Source organism: Sporosarcina sp. NCCP-2222 (genome assembly GCF_023168145.1).
Taxonomy (GTDB): domain Bacteria; phylum Bacillota; class Bacilli; order Bacillales_A; family Planococcaceae; genus Sporosarcina.
In genome coordinates this window covers 113222-129337 of the sequence record NZ_BQYK01000008.1, presented here as the reverse complement: position 1 = coordinate 129337, position 16116 = coordinate 113222, and the positions used below count along the sequence as shown (strand labels likewise).

The following is a 16116-nucleotide window of genomic DNA, read 5'->3' as shown; positions in this document are numbered from 1 at the left end:
AGAGGGGATGGAAAGATGACCTACCATATCAGAGTGAAAGCAGGAGCCGTCATCATTGAAAATGATTCGATTCTTCTAGTGGAATTTTCGAAAGAAGAAAAGGGAATCCATTATAATTTGCCGGGTGGGGGCGTGGATCCAGGCGAAACAATTATCGACGCGGTACGGCGGGAAGCATGGGAAGAGGCATCTGCCGAGGTGGATGTAGGGCCGCTTGCATTCGTATATGAATATGCTCCTGGTATCAATGAGCATCGATATGGATCCACACACTCGCTGGCGCTCTATTTTGACTGCGCTTTGCGAGAGGGGAGCATTCCCAAATTCCCGGCAGTTCCCGATCCGAATCAATCAGGGGTGGCCTGGGTGCCATTGGCGGATCTTGAGCAGATTGTGCTGTATCCCAATATTAAAGAGCAGCTGATGGATTATGTGAAAAACAAGCGGTCGATTGAATTAATTGAGGAGCGGCACCTGAAAGAATATAGCACGAACGTGTAACGCCCTTTAATCGTTAGGGAGGGGAAAGAATGGAATCAATATTGCTAATCATCTTATTTAAGCTGGTTGGCTTCTCACTGCCAGGTATCATATTATTTATGCTCTTCATGCTCCTGGATCGTAGAAGGACGGCTAACTCTTCCAATCATTACAGTCACTTGATCAGTATGGAAGAAAAGATGGAAACGATATTGAAGCAGAATGAAGAAATTATTGCACTTTTGAAGGAAAGGAATCATAAATGAATCGTTTTCAAACAATTAATTGGATCGATACAAAGATAGATCTGAATGTTTTAATGCAAGCAGCCACCGACAACAGCAGGCACCCTGTCAATCAAGGCTTTGAGGCGGAAGTAGCCAAGTTTCATACTGAGGGGGAGGCATTTGTCTTAAAAGTATGGAATCAAAGCTCTAAACCGGACGTCAGATTCCAGTATCATCTGCTAGATCGATTGAAACAGCATGGAATAAAAGTGCCAGCTCCCTTAGGCTGGGGCTTGGATGTGGAAGAAAATCAGGTATTACTTACAAGTGACAATGGCAGTCCAGTATCTGATTTGACGAAGGACAATATAGTGGAAATGGCTCGAATCCTATCCAGTATTCATCGACTGACGAAAGAGGAGATTGGGGTCTTGCAAGTTCCTGCTTATCATTTTATGGATTATTTTTTTTCAGACATCCATAAGCATTCAGACCTCGCGCAACTTTTAGAAACACTGACTCAAGTTGCGCAGCCCAAACAAAGCGCCCTGATCCATGGAGATTATCATTTCCAAAACATTGTCCAGCAGGATGGCCAATTCACTGTAATTGATTGGACCAATGCACAGTGGGGGGACGCCCGGTATGATTTTGCGTGGGCTTACCTGTTGCTATATCTGTATGTATCAGAAGAGCTTGCGGAAGCATTTCGCTCCGCCTATTTAACGGAGAAAGCCATGTCAGAACTGGAATCATTTGAAGCGTTAGCTTGTTTGCGATGGGAATTGCTTCATAGGCATGATGGCGTTCCTATACTTACTAATACAAAGAAGAGAAAAGCAAAATTTTTAAAACAGAATTCATTTTTAAAGGACATACTTTTATTTCTATAGCATTCTGTCATTAATAAAGAGTATACAACCTTAACTGGTTGCATACTCTTTTAATTTTTTTAAAGAGAGTAGAAAATAATTTGACAATTAGTAAAATATCTTTTAATGTAATTAAAAATAGTTTTAAAATAAATCAAAAGGTGGTTGATTAAGATGACTGAAAATCTGATTTACGGGAATACACCATGCATGCTTAGTGGGAAAAATATTTCAGCAAACAAAAATTTTGAAGATGTTGATGTAATTGTTTACGGAATTCCTTGGGAAGGGGCGGTGACGTGGGGTGACTATACTGGCTGTGAGCTTGGTCCGAAAGTGATGCGTCTTTGCTCTGCACGATATTCAGGTTATCTGCCGGAAATAAATGATATGGATGTTTTCGAGCATGTCCGCATTGGAGATGCAGGGGATATTGATGTTGTTCCTGCCAATGTCGATGAAACGATGAACCGGATTACAGCATTTACATCGGAACTTTGGAAATCAGGAAAATTTGTTATTGGGCTTGGTGGAGATCATGGTGTAACGTATCCCATTGTGCGGGCATTAACAGAGCAAGGAAAAAAGGTGGGCATCATCCATCTAGACGCCCATTACGATAATCTTCCCTCCCATAATGGGGATGCATTTGCCAGATGCAGTCCATTTGCTCGTCTTTATGAGCAAGAGGGCGTTCGGAATGAAAGCGTTATCCATACTGGAATCCATGGACCTCGCAATAAGCCGGAGGCGGGCCGTAATGCGAAAACTGCCGGCGCTGTTACGATCACAGTCAATGAAATTCGTGCTCATGCCAATTTAAAAGAACTGGCTGCACAAATTTATGAAATGGCATTCAAAGATGTAGATTGTGTCTACTTGACGATTTGCAGTGATGTGTTGGACTTCGCTTTTAACCCAGGCGGTCCGGTCGATGGAAATGGATTGACGTCATATGAGCTTCTTACACTCGTTCATGAAATTTGTAAACAAGGCGTTATCGGAATGGATTTTGTCGAAGTGTATCCGCAACAGGATCCAAACCAGTTCTCGGCCCATTTCGCATCGACATTGCTGCTCTATGCGTTAGCCGGTCATATACTTCATTCCAAGCAAAGCGAGAAAGAATTGGAAAGTAGCATCCGATAAGCTTGTTGTGAATAACTTTGTATTCGCTATTGCCCCTTTTAACTTTTCGTGTAGGTGGCAGACTCGATTTTTCGGCCGCTTTGTTAGAAAATAGGATGGGTAGACATGGATAGAAAGGGTGCATAGCGATATGAAGGAGAATGATCGGATCTTTGAAGCTTACAAACGGATTGCAGATGCAATTTACGCGGTATTCAATGTGAACTGTGAAATTGTCATTCATGATACGACGAGGCTGGAGTCCTCTCTTATTTATATAAAAGGCGACGTCACAGGCAGGGCGGTTGGGGCGCCGACGACTGAAGTTATTTTACGAGAATTAAAAAAAGATCCTGATGATGTTCAAGACCTTATCGGAATGAAAACAAACACGAAAAACGGCAAGATTCTCAAGTCCTCCACTGTCTTCATCCGTAATAATGAAAACGAAATTATCGGCTTCTTAGGCATCAACTTTGATGTGACTATGGTAACTGCTGTTCAGCAATTGTTAGCCGGCTTAGTTGAGCCGTTTGGCAATACGGATGATCAAGAGGTTGATGAGAGTTACGCAACACATATTGATGAGGTATTTGACAAGATTACGAACAGCACATTAGTTGAATTGGGGATCAACTTGGCAACGATTACACGGGAGGAGCGCATCCGTTTTGTTCAACGTCTTGATAAAAAAGGAATGTTCCTAATTCAAGGATCTATTGATCGGATTGCTGAGTTGATAGGTGTATCAAAACAGACGATTTACAATTCGTTAGAGGAAAAGTAATTTTTCCTCGCTTGTAAATTTCGGAATATTGGGAAATCGGAGGGTCGCATATGACAAAAGTTCAACAAACAGCTTCGTATACGGATGTGACAGCGAAGAAAGGTGTCTTTCAAAAATTAAAGGCAATCGGTCCTGGGGCAGTCATTACAGCTTCTTTTATTGGACCTGGAACTGTGACGACAGCGACAAGGGCAGGTGCGTCTTTTGGTTACTCTATTTTATGGGCAGTCGTTTTTTCCATCATTGCAACGATTGTTTTACAAGAAATGTCGGCAAGGCTAGGCGTCATTTCACGAAAAGGCTTAGGGGAAGCCATCCATGATCAATTTCAAAAGCCATTTCTAAAATTTGCATCCATTTGGCTTGTTGTTATATCGATCGGAGTTGGATGTGCAGCATACATCTCTGGCGATCTGTTAGGCACTTCTATGGGGATTTCCACATTATTCTCTATTCCACAACAATTTGTAAGCCCTTTCATCGGGGTCGTTATATTAATACTCGGTCTGTCAGGAAGCTATCGGCTAATTGAGAAAGTAATGCTGGGACTTGTCGTTGTCATGAGTTTGACTTTCATTACGACAATGATTGTTGTCAAACCGGATATAGGAGCCGTATTTTCCGGAGCCTTCCTTCCTTCTGCACCGAGCGGTTCCATGCTTGTCATCATTGCGTTAATCGGTACGACGGTCGTTCCTTATAATTTTTTTATTCACTCAACTATGGTGCAAGAACGGTGGACAAGCGTAAAAGATATCAAGGAAGCCCGTATAGATACCGTTGTTTCGATAGCTGTCGGCGGGTTTATCACTGCCGCTATTCTTATTACAGCAGGAGCGACTATGCATGGGATGGAAGTTCAGAATGTCGCAGATTTATCTTATCAGCTGGAACCGCTTTTTGGTTCGTGGGCAAAAACGTTTATTTGCATCGGTATATTTGCAGCAGGATTTTCCTCTGCTCTGGCCAGTCCTTTAGGTGCGGCAGTGGCCATCAGCAGTGTCCTAAAATGGGAAGGCGGCATGAGAAATAAAAAGTTTAAGCTCATTTTCTCAGGAGTTATTCTAATTGGAATTAGTACGTCTGTCATCGGCTTTAATCCGATGGAAATCCTTTTAATGGCACAAGCATTAAATGGGATTTTACTGCCGATCATCGCTATCTATTTGTTAATTGTCATGAATAATAAAAACTTGCTAGGGACACAGAGAAATTCCATGAAGTTGAATTTGATCGGCGGACTTGTCATCCTCGTGTGCCTTTTCCTAGGCGGGTTTAGTTTAATAGATGCAGTTCGTTCGTTCCTTAGCTAAATCGATGTAATAAAGGTGGCCAATTATAAATTGGCCGCCTTTATTTTTTAAAATCAAACCATTGGAAAGTATCTGAAACCTTTTTGACTCTTAAGACGTATGCTTTATTCAGGAGAAACAGGGGTGGGATGATTAATGATAGAGTTTCAAAAAGTGACTTGGAAGAATTTTCAGGAATGCATCAAGCTGGAACTTAAGGAAGAGCAGAAAAATTATGTGGCTTCCAATTTGTACAGCTTGGCTCAATCGTACGTAGCCTTATTGAATGACGATCTGCCAGCAATGACATTTGCAATTTATGCGGAAGAAAAGATGGTGGGTTTTATTATGATGTACCACGAAACGGCAGAAGAGAATGAGTTCGGAGATGAGGCTTGCTATGGCATACTTCGCTTCATGATCGACAAGCGGCATCAAGGGCAAGGGTATGGGAAAGCGGCGCTGGCAAAGGCGCTTGCGTACATAATGACCTATCCGCAAGGGGAAGCGGCTTCCGTCTATATTTCGTATGCACCCGAAAATGAAGCTGCGAAAAACTTGTACAAGTCATTCGGTTTTCATGAGACGGGGCAACTGATTGAGGGGGAGACGGTTGTTAAAAAGGTATTATAGGGAGTCACGTAAAAGGAGAAGATGGATCATTGTTTCATAGGAGAAAATCGTATATCGTTAAAAATGAATTCGTCGAGGAATTGAATAGCCATTTTATCAACACCAATTTGCCGAATCAATTGAAGCATGGTTCGAAATTGGTCGGTAGGTGGATGGTGCCATGGGATGAGGAAACAACGGAGATCTTTGCCATCTGGGAGTACGAGAGCTATGAAGCGTACAAAGAAATTGAAACGAAAATCAGAGCAGATCAAGAACATGTCAATCGAATTGTAGAGTGGTATGAGAGAAACGGTGGCAGAGATCATGTCCTTCGCCATTATCTTGTGGAAGTAAAGGATGAGCAGTTACTGCCCACAGTAAATTAACTAGACGCAAACAGAGAGAGATGAGAGAATGTTACATTTAAAACCGATTACGAAAGACAACTGGATTGACGCAATATCCCTTCGAGTGCGAGAGGACCAAGTGAAATTTGTTGCGTCGAATGCTGTATCACTTGCACAATTAAATTTTTTAGACGACTTCCATGCCAAAGGAATTTATGCCGATGATGAAATGGTCGGGTTTACCCTGTTTGGCATCGATGAAGAGGATCATGAATATTGGATGTACCGCATGATGATTGATCACAAGCATCAAGGAAAAGGGTACGGCAAGCAGGCGGTTCAGCTCGTCATAGAAGATATTCGGAGCATGAAGGAAGAACGTCATCAGCTCATCAACTTGTCGTATGAACCGGAGAATGAGGTAGCTAAGCGGCTTTATGGACAGCTGGGATTCAACGAAGTGGAAGGCTTCTTAGTCGACGGGGAACAGGTGGCACGATTTCATTTTTAACGAGACAAATTAACATCTATCTAAAAGGAATAAAATTGCAAAAAAGCCCCGCTTCAGCGAGAAGCAGGGGCTTTTAATATGCGCTCGATTCGCGGCCGGTTGTATCGCTGCAGTATAATGAGCGGCACATTAAATAGAATGGCATACGCTACATTGAGATAGCCAGCCCACATGGGATTCCAGAGAAAGAACAGCAACGCCGGCGGAATGGAAATCCAATGGGTGAATTCAGCGCGCCTGGATTCCAGCAGAAAGAGGGATAAAGAGGCCGAATCCCAACCATGCAACTGTTTTTTGTTGTAACCCGAGCGGATGAACAGTGTACCGTCAGGAACATATGGCTTCCATGATTTCACACGGGCAACGTCCTGCCAGAAAACCCCTTCCTTTTCCCAAAGGAAGCTTGTAAAGAGCCAAGAATACTTGAAGAACCATCTGATTGGGATCTTGTTGGTAATTGCCGAAATGCCAATTTGAATGGAGAGCCAGGCAAGTGCATTGATGACAAAAAGCCAGATAATCGGCAGATCTTTCATTTCCGAATCGCCATCTTTTGGACAACCGCATTATACATGGATATCCCGTCCTCTCCAGCTGACTCGTTTACGTACTTTTCCTAAATATGCGGAGCGCAGAAAGATTAATGTGAACAGCAGTATATGGATTGGATAGAATAAGAACATCCAGATGTTAAAATCGCCGATCCGCCTTGCGAACAGGGCGAAAATGGCTGAGAATCCAATGTACAAAACAAGTGAAATGATGTTCCACATGGAATTTTGGACAATGAACGAAGCAGGGAGCATGAATGCGATTGCCAGGCCGCCTGCTATCCAAAGGTTGATGAGCAGCATGACAGCGGGTGCCGTGAAGCTGGCGCCTGTTGCAAAACTTTTGGTCAGGCTTTCCACCATCTGTCCCGGCCCTTCCGAATACATGCGCAGCGTGACGAGTCCTTTTCCGCTGTAGCAATGCACAGGATATTCAGCCTCTTGAAAGTTTCGTCCCAGTGCTAAATCATCCATGACATGCCCTCTCACCCCTGCGTGCCCGCCGACTTGTTCATACTCTTCTCTACGGCATAAAAGGCAGGGCCCGAAAGAACCTGCACTTGAAAAACGGCCCGAGAAAGCCGAGAATACATTCATCCCGACGACAGCTATCAGTGGAAATAATGCGGCAACGTTCTCGTACCATGAAACGACACGATGATAAGGCTGCAAGGAGACAATTCCGGTGCCACCGAGCTGCTCATATGAAGAAACATATTTTAGAAGACTCGTATTCTCTTGAAATTCAGTATCCGCATCCATGAATAACAGCAAATCGCCTGTAGCTGCTTGAACACCCGCCCAGCATGCGGCGGATTTTCCAATCCAGCCATCTTCGGGCGGCAGATTTCGAATGACATGAGCGCCATAAGATTGGGCGATTTTGGCGGTTTGATCCTCAGAATCGTCATCGACGACGATTATTTCGAAATCGATAACTGTCTGCTTGGCCAGCGATCTCAACAAGGGGACAATGCGCTGCTCCTCATTACGGGCGGGGATGATAACAGAAACGAGCGAGGATGTGAAAGGATGATCGGCGGCAGGAGGGGAAGGGAAGCGGAGAAACATGAGACCCCCTGCCAATACGCCGACTGCGCCAAGTAATCCGGCAACTGTCAACACAATGATCAATTCAAATCCCTCCTGTCCGTATCTTTTTCACGTTCTGTCCCGCTCTATGATTTTATTGCAAACTTGTTGGCCGCTTAGCGTCACCATCGGCATGCCGCCACCCGGATTCACGGTGCCTCCGACAAAATAAAGGTTGTCATAAAGCTCGCTCTGCTTTTTATTTTTAAAACCTTTGTTCTTCCGTTTATCGGAAACGGTGCCGTAAATGGAACCCTTGTGGGAGCCATACATTCTTTCAATATCATGCGGCGTCCAGACATCCCTCGTCACGATATTCTCCCTCAGACCCTCGAGCCCCATCCGTTCCAGCTTCAGGAGAACCCGTTCTTCTAATTCTTTATAGTCCTCTTCTGTATACGGATTATCCTGAATATGAGGAATGTGAGGGAGGATCTTCAAGTTTTCATGACCAGCTGGCGCTTGGCTTGGATCTGTTTTATTCGTATTGACCAGATAGATCGTAGGATCATCAGGCAACTCGTAGTGGTGGAACACTTTCTCCATCTGTTCCTTCAAATTTTCTGAAAAGAAGAAGTTATGATGGTTCAGCTGCGGATATTCCTTTTTTACGCCAATATGGAGGACCAGGCCGGAACTCGAAGGCTCAAACTTTTTTGTTAGCTTGTCAGTAAACGATTTGTCTTCTTCCAGAAGCTTCTCGTAGGCAGGAATCACTTCCATATTGGAAATAAAATAATCCGCTTCCAACGTACGGCCATCTGTCAATTGCACACTGGCAATGCGTCCGTCTTTTTTGTTTAGCTTTTTGACTGCGGTGCCTGTATGAAGGGATACACCAGCCAATTTTGCAAGCTCTGTTAAACCTTCCGCGAGCTTATGCATGCCTCCAGGTATATACCAGCATCCTTGAGCATGCTGCATGTAAATCATCATATTGAGTACGGCTGGTGCATCGTATGGAGACGATCCGACGTATTTAATGAAATAAGCGAGCATATCACGCAAATGCGGCTCTTGGATCCGCTTTGCGATGGCCTCATACATCGTAGAAGTCAGATCGAATCCTTTGAAAGACTTTAATAGGCCGTGATGGCGGATTACTTCGCCTGTCGTGTCAAGCCCCTCTGCAAAATAGCCTGCTTCTGTCATATCATACAGCTGCTTGGCGTACTCGAGAAATTGATTGTAGTCATCTATATCCTTTCGGCTTAAGTAAGAATTCTTTTCCTCCATCAACTCAAGGTCACCGTATAAATCTATAATCGTGCCGTCAGGGAAAAAGGAACGCCATTCGCGCTCTAGCCGGTGAATCGGCACATAATCCGCCATTTGTTTTCCACTTCCATGAAAAAGCTTTTCGAAAATATGTGGCATCGTTAAGATAGAAGGCCCTAAGTCAAATCCGAAACCGTCCTGGTCCAGCCGGTTTAATTTCCCCCCAAGATGATCGTTCTTTTCAAATAATGTTACGCTGTAGCCTGCTTGCGCCAAAGAGATGGCGGCAGATAATCCGCCGAGTCCACCTCCTACGACAATGACCGACTTATTACTTCGAGCCATCTGGATCCCTCTTTTCTCTGAGTTCATACTGTCGCTTCAGATAAAATTTGTATCATTTGATGAGTAGATACGTAATTGCGTCTGCGCAGGCAATCATAGCCGTTTTGTCTGACGCTCGTCAGAATTGCGCGATAAATAAGGGCTGAAGAAAGTACAGCAAACCGGCTGTCCTGATCAAATAAGTCAACTTTGCCGAGAAACTCATCGTACAGAGCCTCGGCACGTGAGGCCATCCGCTCCCATAACACTTTAAACCCTTCGGTCACTTCGTAATTTGCAATATGTGCCGGAGTATAGTCTGCAAGCAGCATTTCCTGCCTTGGTAAATAAATTCTTCCGAGTTTCATATAATCTTCTCCGACATCTCGCAAGATGTTCGTTATTTGCATACCAATTCCAAGACTGACCGCCACTCTTGTGCAATCTTCTTTTGCCTGGCTTGCGATGATGGGGAGCAGCATCCGCCCGACAGAACCTGCTACATAATAACTATAGGACTCCATAGCTTCCATTGTGTCCGGCTGAATGAAATGAATATCCATTAGCTGTCCTGTCAACTGGTCGTAGAACGGCAAGATATCCATCTCGTAGCGATTAAACACATCTCGGAGAGCCCGCCAAAGTGGATGATCGTCCTCCTGATTAAACGCAAACCGGTTCAATGCATCAACCATCTCGTTCAATGCCGTTGTCTTCGCTGCTATCGTGTCATTTTCATCGACACAATTGTCAGCGGTCCGGCAATAGGCGTAAATTGCATAGACCGCTCGCGCCTTTTCCTCTGGAAGAAAGGAAAAGGCCTGATAGAAGCTATTGGAATGCTTTTTAATGATTGCCTCGCAATATGCATAATCGGAAGCGAGGATGGATTGTTCGTTATGTAGCATGAGGGGTTCTCCTTTCATCTTGCCTGAAGTAGTTGGCCATCATCATAAAGCAGTTCTTCCGTGGCAATTTTGGCGGACAATAGGACAATCGGGACGCCTGCACCTGGGTGAGTACTGCTGCCAGTAAAGTAAAGATTTTCACAATGTGTCGCTTTGCTCTGAGGGCGCATGTGATTGCTTTGGTTAAGGCTCGGCTGAAGTCCGAAGCAGGCTCCGTTATACGCGTTAAACCGTTTCAAGAAAGCATCCGGTGTCATATATGTTTCAGTTACAATTTCATCCTCAATATTTTCAAAGCCTTTTACGTTCTTTAATTCTCCCAGGACATAGTCTCGATAATGCTGAATGGTGCTGTCATCCCATTCATACGAGGAGCAGGACAAATCCGATACCGGAACAAGAATGTACAAGCCGTCTTTTCCTTCAGGAGCGAGAGATGGGTCCAGTTTGGAGCCGATATATACATAGAAGGAGGCCGAATCTAATCGTCTTCCATCAAAAATTCCATCAAGGTTTCCTTTCAGGTCATCATTGAAAATGAAATTGTGGGCATTCGGAATTTCATCGTATTTCCGGTCCATGCCGAGATACATTAGGAAGCAGGAACAGGAATATTTCATGCTATCAATCTTTTTATCTGTGTACTTGCCTTTCGCTTGAACATCTTGCACGAGATGCTTCATGGCATAAGGGAAATCCGCATTGCACATAACATGATCAGCAGGAACGAAATCTCCTTGTAAACGGATGCCGACCGCTTTCCCGGCCTCGATGACTATCTCATCTACCGGAGCATTATAGTGAACGGATCCACCCAGCTCCTTAAAGAGCCGTTCCATCGACTGTGCCATTGTATACATGCCGCCTTTGATGAACCAGACACCATAAAGGAATTCAATCATTGGAATCATCGTATACAGGGAAGGGCCAGTATAAGGGGAGACACCGATGTACAAGGTCTGAAAACTGATCATTTGTTTTAATCGTTCATCCTTAATATATTTGCTGACAAACTTATCCGCGTTGCCGAACGTCTTCAAACGCAATCCTTGCCGAATCATGGCGACATTGTAGAAGTCCGATTTTCTGCGGAACGGTCTTTGAAGAAAATGTTCCTTTGCAATGAGATAGCGTTTATGGATCTCCTGTAAATAATTCAGAAAGCCCTGTGCATCTTCATCGCTGACATTTTCGAAAGTTTCCATCAATCTAGTCAAATCAGAGGAGATTTCGAGATGATCACCAGCTTCTTTTCCAAAATAGACACTATACATAGGATCTAAGCGTTCCATCGGTATATAGTCATCTGGATTGCGACCGCAAAATTCAAATAGTTCCCGATAAATTTCAGGCATCATGACTATCGTGGGACCTAGATCGAAAAGGTATCCGTCCTTTTCGATGCGATGCATTTTCCCGCCTGGCAGGGCCTCTTTTTCAAAGAGCTCTACATCGTACCCAAGATATTGTAAGCGGATTGCGCTTGCCAAACCTGCAACACCTGCACCAATCACAATCACTTTCTTTTTCATTCCATTCTCCTCATTTCATTGTTTGTATAATGTTTGTATAGTTTATAGCCTTAGGAAGACGGAAATCTAGTCTATTACTCTGAATTATACATGAATTTTTTCAAAAGGAAAGTAAAACCTTATACAAATTTGTACAATGTTTTATCTTGTGGAAAAGAAACACCCTTCGGATCGGAAATCGATCCAAAGGGTGTTGAAGTTAGATGTTACGTTTAGGAGGGCGGGCAGGGGAGCAAGAAGGGAGTGCCTTGTTCAGTTGCTTCTTCTAAGAAGATCTCAAGTTTTTCGAGCATTACGCCAGGCGCATCATCATCCGCACCAGGATTGGTTCCGTCATCATGCAGCAGAATAATGGAACCATCTGCCGGAACCTGTCGTAAACCGTCCAGCAGGCGGGTCTTGCAGCTTGCAACCTTCCAATCTTTGAAATGGTAAGTCCATATAATAATTTGATAGCCCCGTAATCGTGCAAGCGGAATGGAAGCCGCATTCAAGAAGCCCCAAGGTGGCCGGTATAGGATTGGACGAACGCCCGTCGCTTGCTGGATGATACGCTCTGTTTCCGCCAGCTGTATTTTTAATTGAGTCGGCGTTAACAGCCAGCTTGATGTGTGCTGCAAATGATGAATGCCGATTTGATGTCCTTCTTCATGCATTCTTTTTAAAATAGCAGGGTGGGCTTTCGCTTTTTCCCCAACAACAAAGAAGGTCGCCTGTACATTATGTTTCTTTAATAAATCCAAAAGTTTTACTGTATACACGGGATGCGGTCCGTCATCGAACGTCAGGGCGATTCCGTTCTTGTTTAATTTCTTCACAATCCCGAAGCCAGTTAATCGGATGAAGGCGGTCGCCAGCACGGTATAGAGCAGAGATATGATGCCTAGACAAGCAAAAATCGTTGCAATGGTGCGTTTCCCCATAGTAACACCTCACTCAAAAAAATTAACTCCAATTGTTGTCCATTGTAGTCGATTCAAAGTTTGGAATCGAGCAGAAAGCAAGAGACGTTGTTGGGAATAATCCCATTATGGTACGTAAACATTTTACATAGCAGTGCAGAATTCGATTTGCGAGGTGGTTAAGCGTATGGTATTCTTAATGTGTAATCGGTTACACATAGGTGTTTGATCGAATGACGGATGGAATAGGTGATAGGGTGAATAGGAAAATTGTCGTTGTTGGTAGCATAAACATGGATATTGTCATTTCGGCGAGCCGCCTCCCGAAAATGGGGGAAACGATATTAGGTGAACGAGTCACCTACTTGCCTGGCGGTAAAGGAGCTAATCAGGCTGTTGCAATGGCTAGGCTTGGCGGCGATGTTCAAATGGTCGGAGCGGTTGGTAACGATGAGTTCGGCCGCAGTCTTCTTGAACAATTGAAAGCAAATGGAGTAGGAACAACGTTTGTTGAAATGATTGATGGAGTTCAGACGGGAATTGCCAATATCTATTCCGTTGAACGCGACAATTGTATCACCGTTGTGCCAGGGGCGAATTTTGCAGTGACTCCGGAAAAAATCGATGGGCGTATCGAGCAGGCAATTGCTTCTGCTGATGTGCTCGTAACCCAGCTGGAAATCCCGCTTGCCACCGTAGCACACGTATTGAAAGTGGCGAAGCAGCATGGTGTCACAACCATTTTGAATCCGGCGCCTGCACAAAATTTACCTGTGGAATTGCTTGAATTGGTCGATTTCTTAACACCGAATGAAACAGAATTTGAAGCGATGTCTGGGCATTCCTTCTCCTCCCGTGAACAATTACAGGCACTGATGGAGGAATGGCAAAATAAGCACAAGCAAACTCTTCTCGTGACACTCGGAGAGGAAGGATGTGCTTATTTGGACAACGGCATGTTAAACATTGTCCCTCCGCCTAGAGTCGACGTAGTGGATACAACGGGAGCCGGGGATTCATTCAATGGAGCACTGGCAGTCGGCGTGACAAATGGCTGGCCAATGAGTGAAATGGTTTCATTCGCAGTCAACGTTTCGGCAAAGGCGGTAACAAAATTCGGTGCCCAGGAAGGAATGCCGTTCCTGAATGAATTGAAGGAATAGGAGGTCAGTGTGATGGAGCATATTTCATTATCATATATAGAGGAAAACTTGGAAGCCTATTTAAAGGACACGTATACATTTTTGCATCAGCATCCCGAGCTAAGTAAAGAGGAATACGAAACACAAGCATTTATTGGTAAAGAATTGGAACGTCTCGGCGTTCCTTACAAAAAAATGGCGAAGACTGGTGTTTGTGCTGAATTGACTGGAAGTGAGCCAGGAAAGACCGTGCTGATCCGTTGTGATATCGATGCACTTCCGATTGAGGAACAGACGGGACTCGAGTATGCTTCCAAGCGCCAAGGCGCTATGCATGCATGCGGCCATGACGCTCATACGACAATCGGGCTCGGTCTGCTGACCATTTTGAAGGAGCGGAAAGCTGACTGGAAAGGAACTGTGAAAGTGATGTTCCAGCCTTCCGAAGAAGTACAGCCGGGCGGGGCAAAGCCGATGATCGATGAAGGGATTCTGGAAAATCCGAAAGTGGACGCAGCAATCTGCTTGCACACCAATCCATTTTTAGAGCCAGGTAAGTTTGAAATGAAAAAAGGCTATATGCTTGCCAATACAGATCGTGTGTATCTTTCATTAATCGGGAAGGGCGGCCATGCGGCGGCGCCACAGCAAGGGATTGATGCTATTGCAATGGCTGGCCAATTCATTGCCGGCACACAAAACATTGTTTCCCGGCAAACATCGCCGCTCGATCCCGCGGTCATCACGTACGGTACAGTAAACGGCGGCTTTACGTCAAATGTCATGTGTGACCGGGTCGATATTTCGGGAACTGTCCGCACGATTAAGACGGAGACGCAAGATCGCATCGAGGAGCAAATCGAGGCATTGCTCAAATCCGTGACATCATTTTGGGGCGGTTCCTATGAATATAACTATAGCAGAGGTTATCCTGCATGCTGGAACGATCCTCAATTAACGGATGTTGTGGCCAATGCAATACGTACCGCTTTTGGTGAAGATAAAGTCGTGGAAGTGGAAAATCCGTATATGAGTGGAGACGACTTTTCCATTGTTGCAAACCATGTACCTTCCGTTTTCATGTACTGGGGTACTGGTTCGACTGAGAAAGAAAACTTCCCTTGGCATAACGCCAAGTATCATGTGAATCTGGATGCGCTGAAATACGGAGTCGCAACTGCGGTAGAATGTATTACAACTTTACTTGAATCAGATAAGGCAGGGGGAACAAAAGCATGAAAAAAGTAATTATCGATGTAGATACAGGAATTGATGACGCAATCGGGATTTGCCTGGCAGCGAAAAGTGGACAAGCCGACATTCTAGGCATTACGACAGTCAACGGCAACACATCCCTTGACCAAGCAACCATCAACACAACAAAGGTAATGAAGCTCCTGGGCAGGGAGGATGTTCCGATTATTAAAGGTGCAGACCGTCCATTGCTGAGAGATCCTCATTTTGAAGTGAGCGTGCATGGGAATGACGGAATCGGCGGTGCGTTGAAAGAGATGGAAGTCACTGTGAATGAAGAAGGCTTCGCCCCTGATTTTATTATCGAACAGGCGAAAGAGCATAAAGGCGAACTGACGATCATTTTGCTGGCTCCGTTGACGAATATGGCACTTGCAGTCCGAAAAGAACCCCGTTTGAAGGATTGGGTAAAGGAACTTGTCATCATGGGTGGCGCTGTCAGTGCACCGGGCAATATTACACCGACCGCGGAGTACAACATGTATATCGATCCAGAAGCAGCAAAAATTGTGTTTCACGCCGGCATTCCGATTACTCTTGTCGGACTTGATGTAACGCAGCAAACACTCTTGACCGAAAGCGATATTGATCGTATGCGTGCTGGGGAAGTTCGGGATTTCGTGCAAGAATCTACGGTCCATTACATCAACCGCTATTTCACATTAACGGGTAACCGGGCTTGTTCCATGCATGATCCGCTTGCGGTAGGCGTTGCTCTTGATCGATCCCTTGTCCAGACAGTGCCGTATTATGTCGATGTGGAAACGAACAGCGATTTATGTGACGGCCACACAGTTTGCGATTTTAAGGGCTGGACGAAGAAAGAGCCGAACGTGAACGTCTGCTTGGAAGTAGACCGGGAACGGTTTATTGATACGTTAGTTGAGACGTTAGGGAGATAAGCCGCGGAAGGAGAGTCTGACAACAAGTGTCA

18 protein-coding genes are annotated in these 16116 nt (G+C 44.7%); 12 read left to right on the top strand and 6 right to left on the bottom strand.

Going from position 1 to position 16116, the window contains the following annotated elements; genetic code table 11:
* Positions 1-15 precede the first annotated feature (15 nt).
* The 9 genes from NCCP2222_RS16470 (at position 16) to NCCP2222_RS16430 (ending at position 6259) form a co-directional block, all read left to right on the top strand.
* Positions 16-501 (top strand): NUDIX domain-containing protein, encoded by a 486-nt coding sequence (locus NCCP2222_RS16470; protein ID WP_248513452.1) that lies wholly within the window; start codon positions 16-18, stop codon positions 499-501.
* A gap of 29 nt (positions 502-530) precedes the next feature.
* Positions 531-746 (top strand): hypothetical protein, encoded by a 216-nt coding sequence (locus NCCP2222_RS16465; RefSeq protein ID WP_248513451.1) that lies wholly within the window; start codon positions 531-533, stop codon positions 744-746.
* Positions 743-1600 (top strand): aminoglycoside phosphotransferase family protein, encoded by an 858-nt coding sequence (locus NCCP2222_RS16460; protein ID WP_248513450.1) that lies wholly within the window; start codon positions 743-745, stop codon positions 1598-1600. The genes NCCP2222_RS16465 and NCCP2222_RS16460 overlap by 4 nt, the downstream gene beginning before the upstream one ends.
* A 153-nt stretch (positions 1601-1753) precedes the next feature.
* Positions 1754-2728 carry an agmatinase family protein gene (locus NCCP2222_RS16455; RefSeq protein WP_248513449.1) on the top strand — a complete coding sequence of 325 codons (975 nt, stop codon included), beginning with the start codon at positions 1754-1756 and terminating at the stop codon, positions 2726-2728.
* 130 nt (positions 2729-2858) lie between these two features.
* The gene (locus NCCP2222_RS16450) at positions 2859-3494 is read left to right on the top strand and encodes a helix-turn-helix transcriptional regulator (protein WP_248513448.1); all 636 of its coding nucleotides are present in this window, start codon (positions 2859-2861) and stop codon (positions 3492-3494) included.
* Positions 3495-3544: 50 nt separating this feature from the next.
* Positions 3545-4807 carry an Nramp family divalent metal transporter gene (locus NCCP2222_RS16445; RefSeq protein ID WP_248513447.1) on the top strand — a complete coding sequence of 421 codons (1263 nt, stop codon included), beginning with the start codon at positions 3545-3547 and terminating at the stop codon, positions 4805-4807.
* Positions 4808-4942: 135 nt separating this feature from the next.
* Positions 4943-5419 carry a GNAT family N-acetyltransferase gene (locus tag NCCP2222_RS16440; protein ID WP_248513446.1) on the top strand — a complete coding sequence of 159 codons (477 nt, stop codon included), beginning with the start codon at positions 4943-4945 and terminating at the stop codon, positions 5417-5419.
* Positions 5420-5448: 29 nt separating this feature from the next.
* A complete protein-coding gene (locus NCCP2222_RS16435; protein ID WP_248513444.1) occupies positions 5449-5787 on the top strand; it encodes an NIPSNAP family protein in 339 nt (112 codons plus the stop codon).
* A 28-nt stretch (positions 5788-5815) separates the two neighbouring features.
* A complete protein-coding gene (locus NCCP2222_RS16430) occupies positions 5816-6259 on the top strand; it encodes a GNAT family N-acetyltransferase (RefSeq protein WP_248513443.1) in 444 nt (147 codons plus the stop codon).
* Between the two features lie 53 nt (positions 6260-6312).
* Here the strand turns inward: NCCP2222_RS16430 and NCCP2222_RS16425 are convergent, their stop codons facing one another.
* The 6 genes from NCCP2222_RS16425 to NCCP2222_RS16400 form a co-directional block, all read right to left on the bottom strand.
* Positions 6313-6795, bottom strand: coding sequence for a glycosyl-4,4'-diaponeurosporenoate acyltransferase CrtO family protein (locus NCCP2222_RS16425; RefSeq protein WP_248513441.1), 483 nt, complete (start codon positions 6793-6795; stop codon positions 6313-6315).
* A gap of 30 nt (positions 6796-6825) precedes the next feature.
* Positions 6826-7935, bottom strand: coding sequence for a glycosyltransferase family 2 protein (locus NCCP2222_RS16420; protein WP_248513547.1), 1110 nt, complete (start codon positions 7933-7935; stop codon positions 6826-6828).
* A gap of 36 nt (positions 7936-7971) precedes the next feature.
* Positions 7972-9465 carry a phytoene desaturase family protein gene (locus NCCP2222_RS16415; RefSeq protein ID WP_248513439.1) on the bottom strand — a complete coding sequence of 498 codons (1494 nt, stop codon included), beginning with the start codon at positions 9463-9465 and terminating at the stop codon, positions 7972-7974.
* A 23-nt stretch (positions 9466-9488) separates the two neighbouring features.
* The gene (locus NCCP2222_RS16410; RefSeq protein WP_248513437.1) at positions 9489-10352 is read right to left on the bottom strand and encodes a phytoene/squalene synthase family protein; all 864 of its coding nucleotides are present in this window, start codon (positions 10350-10352) and stop codon (positions 9489-9491) included.
* A 14-nt stretch (positions 10353-10366) separates the two neighbouring features.
* Positions 10367-11884 carry a phytoene desaturase family protein gene (locus tag NCCP2222_RS16405; RefSeq protein WP_248513436.1) on the bottom strand — a complete coding sequence of 506 codons (1518 nt, stop codon included), beginning with the start codon at positions 11882-11884 and terminating at the stop codon, positions 10367-10369.
* A gap of 212 nt (positions 11885-12096) precedes the next feature.
* Entirely contained in the window at positions 12097-12807 is a 711-nt protein-coding gene (locus tag NCCP2222_RS16400) for a polysaccharide deacetylase family protein (protein ID WP_248513435.1), read from the bottom strand.
* A 212-nt stretch (positions 12808-13019) separates the two neighbouring features.
* On the opposite strand from NCCP2222_RS16400, the gene rbsK reads away from it, so the two are divergent.
* The 3 genes from rbsK to NCCP2222_RS16385 are packed head-to-tail and all read left to right on the top strand — an operon-like array spanning position 13020 to position 16084.
* Positions 13020-13949: a ribokinase gene (rbsK, locus tag NCCP2222_RS16395; RefSeq protein ID WP_248513433.1), complete on the top strand. Its 930-nt coding sequence runs from the start codon at positions 13020-13022 to the stop codon at positions 13947-13949.
* Positions 13950-13961: 12 nt separating this feature from the next.
* Entirely contained in the window at positions 13962-15167 is a 1206-nt protein-coding gene (locus tag NCCP2222_RS16390) for a M20 metallopeptidase family protein (protein ID WP_248513431.1), read from the top strand.
* Positions 15164-16084: a nucleoside hydrolase gene (locus tag NCCP2222_RS16385; protein ID WP_248513429.1), complete on the top strand. Its 921-nt coding sequence runs from the start codon at positions 15164-15166 to the stop codon at positions 16082-16084. Before NCCP2222_RS16390 ends, NCCP2222_RS16385 begins: the two co-directional genes overlap by 4 nt.
* Positions 16085-16116 lie beyond the last annotated feature (32 nt).

What these genes read in the sequence shown, in the direction of transcription:
- NCCP2222_RS16470 (WP_248513452.1), top strand. Translation starts at nt 16, where the DNA reads ATGACCTACCATATCAGAGTGAAAGCAGGAGCCGTCATCATTGAAAAT.
- NCCP2222_RS16465 (WP_248513451.1), top strand. Translation starts at nt 531, where the DNA reads ATGGAATCAATATTGCTAATCATCTTATTTAAGCTGGTTGGCTTCTCA.
- NCCP2222_RS16460 (WP_248513450.1), top strand. Translation starts at nt 743, where the DNA reads ATGAATCGTTTTCAAACAATTAATTGGATCGATACAAAGATAGATCTG.
- NCCP2222_RS16455 (WP_248513449.1), top strand. Translation starts at nt 1,754, where the DNA reads ATGACTGAAAATCTGATTTACGGGAATACACCATGCATGCTTAGTGGG.
- NCCP2222_RS16450 (WP_248513448.1), top strand. Translation starts at nt 2,859, where the DNA reads ATGAAGGAGAATGATCGGATCTTTGAAGCTTACAAACGGATTGCAGAT.
- NCCP2222_RS16445 (WP_248513447.1), top strand. Translation starts at nt 3,545, where the DNA reads ATGACAAAAGTTCAACAAACAGCTTCGTATACGGATGTGACAGCGAAG.
- NCCP2222_RS16440 (WP_248513446.1), top strand. Translation starts at nt 4,943, where the DNA reads ATGATAGAGTTTCAAAAAGTGACTTGGAAGAATTTTCAGGAATGCATC.
- NCCP2222_RS16430 (WP_248513443.1), top strand. Translation starts at nt 5,816, where the DNA reads ATGTTACATTTAAAACCGATTACGAAAGACAACTGGATTGACGCAATA.
- NCCP2222_RS16425 (WP_248513441.1), bottom strand. Translation starts at nt 6,795, where the DNA reads ATGAAAGATCTGCCGATTATCTGGCTTTTTGTCATCAATGCACTTGCC.
- NCCP2222_RS16415 (WP_248513439.1), bottom strand. Translation starts at nt 9,465, where the DNA reads ATGGCTCGAAGTAATAAGTCGGTCATTGTCGTAGGAGGTGGACTCGGC.
- NCCP2222_RS16410 (WP_248513437.1), bottom strand. Translation starts at nt 10,352, where the DNA reads ATGCTACATAACGAACAATCCATCCTCGCTTCCGATTATGCATATTGC.
- NCCP2222_RS16405 (WP_248513436.1), bottom strand. Translation starts at nt 11,884, where the DNA reads ATGAAAAAGAAAGTGATTGTGATTGGTGCAGGTGTTGCAGGTTTGGCA.
- NCCP2222_RS16400 (WP_248513435.1), bottom strand. Translation starts at nt 12,807, where the DNA reads ATGGGGAAACGCACCATTGCAACGATTTTTGCTTGTCTAGGCATCATA.
- rbsK (WP_248513433.1), top strand. Translation starts at nt 13,020, where the DNA reads ATGACGGATGGAATAGGTGATAGGGTGAATAGGAAAATTGTCGTTGTT.
- NCCP2222_RS16390 (WP_248513431.1), top strand. Translation starts at nt 13,962, where the DNA reads ATGGAGCATATTTCATTATCATATATAGAGGAAAACTTGGAAGCCTAT.
- NCCP2222_RS16385 (WP_248513429.1), top strand. Translation starts at nt 15,164, where the DNA reads ATGAAAAAAGTAATTATCGATGTAGATACAGGAATTGATGACGCAATC.